Origin of the sequence: Actibacterium sp. (assembly GCF_041584535.1) — a bacterium.
Lineage (GTDB): Bacteria > Pseudomonadota > Alphaproteobacteria > Rhodobacterales > Rhodobacteraceae > Actibacterium_D.
In genome coordinates this window covers 1-3,733 of record NZ_JBFHDW010000261.1, presented here as the reverse complement: position 1 = coordinate 3,733, position 3,733 = coordinate 1, and the positions used below count along the sequence as shown (strand labels likewise).

Sequence of the window (3,733 nt, the reverse complement as noted above, 5' to 3'; positions counted from 1 at the left end):
CAGGGTGATGGTCCGGCTGAGCGGCGAGAACGGCAGCGGCAGCACATCGACCTGATCGTGGAACCGTTGCGCGCGCAAGTAGCCCAGCGGCGTCAGGATCGTCCAGCCGGCCCCGGCGGCGACCATGGCAAGGATGGCGTGATAGCTGTCCAGTTCGAACCGTTGGGCGAGGGTCAGGTTCTGCCGGGCCAGATGCGCGGCGATCTGGCGGCCCATGTGGTGGCGCTGGGTGTATTGGATCAGCGGCAGGGCGGTCAGTTGCGCAAGGCGGTCGCCCGCCGGGTGCAGCGCCCCGCGCGGCACGGCGGCGATGAAGGGTTCGCGCAGCAGGGCATGGGATTCAGCCCAGTCCGGGCAAGGGCCGGTTTCGGCTGCGACGACCATGTCCAGCGCCCGCGCCGCAAGTTGCTCGGACAGGTGGTGGCTGGCGCCGGTTTCCAGCAGGAAATGGCAGGTGCGCAGGTCTTCGGCTATGTCCGTCAGCAGACGCGGTGTCACATCGGCATCGAAATCCTCGATCATGCCGAGGCGCAGGTCGGTCAGCGATGATAGATCCTGAGCGGCGACTTCGGCGCGGGCTTGCTGGGCTTCGAACAGGATGGCTTGTGCGCGGCGGCGAAAGATCTGTCCGGCGGGCGTCAGGGACACCGGCCGTGTCGTGCGGTCGATCAGCGCCGCGCCCAAGGCGGCCTCGAGTCCGCTGATATGCTGGCTGATCGCCGAGGGGCTGCTGCCCAGACTGCGCGCGGCGGCCGAGACCGAACCGGCCGTCGCCGTGGCCACGAAGGCTTCGATCCCTTGCAGGGTGATCCGGCCGCTTGAGTGCCCCATTCTATCTGCCTCTGCCTGTCGCGTCGGGGTCAGACTAGGGCGATTGACGCAACGGCACCAGCCCCGTTGGCCACCAGTTGCGACGGGCGATTGCACCGGCGAAACCGCGGCGATAGCGTGGGCAAAACATCCGAAGATTTCCGAAAGGTTTCCGATCATGCAAGACGACGCCGCCAACAGCTGGGAAGCCCGCGCCGACGCCAGCGCCTTTTACGGCTTTACCGATCTGCCGTCGGTGCATCAGCGCGGCGCGGTGGTTCTAAGCCATGGCGACGGCCCCTATGTGGTTGATGTCCACGGGCGGCGGTTTCTGGATGCCAATTCGGGCCTGTGGAACATGGTCGCCGGGTTCAGCCATGCCGGTTTGGCCGAGGCGGCGCGGGTGCAATACAACCGCCTGCCCGGCTATCACGCGTTTTTCGGGCGCCTGTCGGATCAGACCGTGCTGCTGAACGAAAAGCTGATCGAGGTGTCGCCGTTCGACCGGGGCCGGGTGTTCTATACCAACTCGGGGTCCGAGGCGAATGACACCATGGTCAAGATGCTGTGGTTCCTGTCGGGCGCCGAAGGCCAGCCGCAGCGCCGGAAATTCATCAGCCGCAACAATGCCTATCACGGGGTGACGGCGGTGTCGGCCTCGCTAACGGGCAAGCCCTATAACAGCGTCTTTGGCCTGCCCCTGCCCGGCTTTCTGCACCTGACCTGCCCGCATTACTGGCGCGAGGGCCGCCCCGGCGAGACCGAAGAGCAATTCACCGCCCGCATGGCGACCGAGCTAGAGGACATGATTGAGCGTGAAGGCGCCGACACGATTGCCGCTTTCTTTGCCGAGCCGGTGATGGGGGCCGGTGGCGCGATCCCGCCCTCAAAAGGTTATTTTCAGGCGATCACGCCGATCCTGCGCAAATACGGTATCCCGCTGATCGCGGACGAGGTGATCTGTGGCTTTGGCCGCACCGGCGGGGTCTGGGGATGCGAGACCTATGACTTTATGCCCGATGCGATCATCAGCTCGAAAAACCTGACCGCCGGCTATTTCCCGATGGGGGCGATCATCCTTGGGCCGGATCTGTCGGACCGGTTGCAGGATGCGGCCGAGGCGATCGAGGAATTCCCGCATGGCTTTACCGCCTCGGGCCACCCGGTGGGCAGCGCCATCGCGCTGAAAGCGATTGAGGTTATTCTGGAGGGCGAAAGCGGCAATGCGCCACTGATCGACAACGTCCGCGCCATGACCCCGAAATTCGAAGCCGGCATGGCCCGGCTGGCCGAGCATCCGAATATCGGCGAATGGCGCGGCAAGGGCCTGATGGGGGCGCTGGAGGCGGTGAAGGATAAGGCGACCAAAACGCCGTTCGATGGCGCGCTTTCGGTCTCTGAGCGCATCGCCAACACCTGCACCGATCACGGGCTGATCTGTCGGCCGCTGGGGCAATCGGTGGTGCTGTGTCCGCCGTTCATCATCACAGATGCCCAGATGGACGAGATGTTCGAGAAACTTGAGGCCGCCCTGAAACAGGTCTTTGCCGAGGTCGCCTGACCCAAGCCTTATCCACAAAATGAAAGGGCCGCCCGGTTTCCCGCGCGGCCCTTTTTTTGAATTCGCTGAAAGGTTATTGGCCCAACTTCGACAGCTTACTTTGAAGCTCGGCCAGTTCCTTTTTTATGGCATCAAGATCGTCCTCTGTGGATTCACTATCTTCCATTTCGACGCTGCTGGAGGCTGCAGGCCACGCGCCGGTCATGGCCTTAAGAAAAGCCTGCTGCTGTTTCTTGATCGTTTCAAAATCGAAACCCGGCACGGTTTGGATCGGGTTCGGCACGCCGAGATTGTCCAGAAACTTGGTCTGGCCCTCGCGCAGCATTTCAAAGCTCATTGCCAGAAACTGCGGCACGACGCTTTGCGCTTGATTGGTATAGCCACGCACCAGATCGGTCAGCACGTTCACCGGCAGCATGTTTTCGCCACGGCTTTCATGTTCGGCGATGATCTGCAGCAGATATTGCCGCGTCAGGTCGTCACCGCTTTTCAGATCGACGATCTGAATCTCACGGCCATCACGGATGAAGGACGCGATGTCTTCCAGCGTCACGTAGTCGCTGGTTTCCGTATTATAAAGCCTGCGGCTGGCGTAGCGCTTGATCAGCAGCGGCTTGGTCTCTTCTTCCGTCATGTAACCCTCCCCGATAGGTACTCTTGTTGCAGCGCAGAGAACTTTATGCGGTGTTGCAGCAAAAAGAAAGAGCGGGCTCGAAAGCCCGCTCTACGCGATCACATCGACAGGGAGGAGGGTCGATGCAAAAGGTCGGTCTTACTTGGAAGCGGCGGTCGCTTTTTTAGCGGCAGCGGTCGCATCGTCGGTGGCTTTTTTCACGACGGCGGTGGCTTCAGCTTGCAGGTCTTTGCCGGCGGCCAGCATCAGTTCGACGGTTTCCATCTGAACTTTTTTGGCGATTTCGGCATAGGCAGCCAGGTTTTCCGAAGCAGCTTCAGCCGAGGTCGAAGCGAAATCGGTCAGGGCTTTGGTGTAGTCAGCCGGCTCCGATTTAACGGTGGTCAGGGTGCCCAGTTTGGTCAGGGTGTCTTTGGTCCATTTCGACGACAGTTCGTTCGATTTGGCAGCGGCTTCCAGAACCACTTTCGACAGTTTTTCGCTCAGAGCGGCCTGGTTTTTGAAGGCTTCCGAAGCAGCCGAGTTGTCCAGTTGGAACGAGCTCAGGTCAACCGGGAAAGCAGCCAGCATGTCTTGAACCATTTTGGTGAAGTCTTGGGTCTTAGCCATTGTAGTATCTCCAGTGAGTTTCGGGTGCGGGCCCGTTTTCGGTGTTTGCACAAACTATATACATGCTGCACCGCAGCATTTCAAGAATAAAATGCTGCGGTGCAGAATAAATTTAATTG

At 60.8% G+C, this 3,733-nt stretch carries 4 protein-coding genes; 1 reads left to right on the top strand and 3 read right to left on the bottom strand.

Going from position 1 to position 3,733, the window contains the following annotated elements:
• Positions 1-831: LysR family transcriptional regulator (locus ABYW26_RS11895; protein ID WP_372605108.1), on the bottom strand; the 831-nt coding region annotated here is incomplete at its 3' end.
• Between the two features lie 157 nt (positions 832-988).
• Between ABYW26_RS11895 and ABYW26_RS11890 the strand changes: the two genes are divergently transcribed.
• Positions 989-2,371 carry an aminotransferase gene (locus ABYW26_RS11890; protein ID WP_372605107.1) on the top strand — a complete coding sequence of 461 codons (1,383 nt, stop codon included), beginning with the start codon at positions 989-991 and terminating at the stop codon, positions 2,369-2,371.
• Positions 2,372-2,444: 73 nt separating this feature from the next.
• Here ABYW26_RS11890 and phaR read toward each other — a convergent pair whose 3' ends face one another.
• Positions 2,445-3,005: a polyhydroxyalkanoate synthesis repressor PhaR gene (phaR, locus tag ABYW26_RS11885; RefSeq protein WP_372605106.1), complete on the bottom strand. Its 561-nt coding sequence runs from the start codon at positions 3,003-3,005 to the stop codon at positions 2,445-2,447.
• Between the two features lie 138 nt (positions 3,006-3,143).
• Positions 3,144-3,614, bottom strand: a complete 471-nt coding sequence (locus ABYW26_RS11880; RefSeq protein WP_372605105.1) for a phasin, PhaP — start codon at positions 3,612-3,614, stop codon at positions 3,144-3,146.
• Between the last annotated feature and the right edge of the window lie 119 nt (positions 3,615-3,733).